Origin of the sequence: Anaeromyxobacter oryzisoli (assembly GCF_022690765.1) — a bacterium.
In the GTDB taxonomy this organism is placed as follows: domain Bacteria; phylum Myxococcota; class Myxococcia; order Myxococcales; family Anaeromyxobacteraceae; genus Anaeromyxobacter; species Anaeromyxobacter oryzisoli.
In genome coordinates this window covers 34,876-35,987 of record NZ_JALCZA010000046.1, presented here as the reverse complement: position 1 = coordinate 35,987, position 1,112 = coordinate 34,876, and the positions used below count along the sequence as shown (strand labels likewise).

Sequence of the window (1,112 nt, the reverse complement as noted above, 5' to 3'; positions counted from 1 at the left end):
CGCGCGCGCGGACGGAGCCGCCGCGGCGGCCCCGGCGCGGTCCGGGTCTCCGCTCGACGCGTTCTTCTACCGGCCCGACGAGGAGGCGCCGGCGCTCCCGGAGCTCGGCGAGGTGGCGGCGGCGGTCGTGGGCGAGGCCGAGCCCGGCGCCGGCGCGCTCGAGGAGTACCTCACGTTCGTCCTCGGCGCGGAGGAGTACGGGATCGCCATCGCCCGGGTGCGCGAGGTGCTCCGGGCGCCGCCGATCACGGAGGTGCCGCGCGCGCCCGCCGACGTGCTCGGCGTGGTCACCGTCCGCGGCGAGGTGGTGGCGGTGGTCGATCCTCGGCGGCGCCTCGGCCTGCCGCCGAGCCCGGCGGCCGAGGGCGCCGGCCGCGTCGTCCTCGTCGAAGGGGAGGAGGGGACCTTCGGGCTGCTCGTGGATCGCGTCGCGAGCGTGGTGCGGCTCCGCCCGGGCTCGATCGAGCCGTGCCCGCAGGGGATCGGGGGCGCGTGCGCGGACTGCCTCGCGGGCGTCGGCCGCGACCGCGATCGGCTGTTCACGGTGCTGCGGGCGGGCGCGCTGCTCCGCGCGGACGCCGGCGCGTCCCCGCCCGGGAAGGTGCGCCGTGCCGACGGGTGAGCCGCGCGCGCAGGAGGCCGTCCCCGCCGACGGCGACGCGCTCGTGCAGCTCTGCACGTTCCGTGTCGGCGGCGAGGACTACGCCGTGGACATCATGCGGGTGCGCGAGATCGTCAGGCCGCTCCCGCTCACGGCGGTGCCGCGCGCGCCCGCGTTCGTCGAGGGCGTGTTCCGCCTGCGCGACGAGGTGATCCCGATCGTGGACGTGCGGAAGCGCTTCGGGCTGCCGAGGGATCCTCCGACGCGGAAGACGCGGTTCGTCGTCGTCAACGTGGCGAGGCGTCGGCTCGGGCTCGTCGTGGACGAGGTGTGCGAGGTGCTCCGGGTCCGGCGCCGCGACCTCCGGCCGGCGCCGAGGCTCGCGGACGGCCAGGGGCCGCGGTTCTTCCTCGGCGCCTGCGGCGGGGGGAGCGCGCCGGGGCCCCCCGGGGGGGGGGCGGGGGCCGGGGGGGGGGGGCGGGGGGGGGCCGGGTCGGGGCGCCCCCCGGCC

At 79.5% G+C, this 1,112-nt stretch carries 2 protein-coding genes; both read left to right on the top strand.

The features are described from left to right. Positions 1–622 (top strand): chemotaxis protein CheW (locus tag MNZ27_RS14980; RefSeq protein ID WP_242394893.1); only part of this gene is annotated, 622 nt, incomplete at its 5' end. Continuing rightward, a partial coding sequence (locus MNZ27_RS14975; protein WP_242394892.1) for a chemotaxis protein CheW occupies positions 609–1,112 on the top strand: 504 nt, incomplete at its 3' end. The genes MNZ27_RS14980 and MNZ27_RS14975, both read left to right, overlap by 14 nt.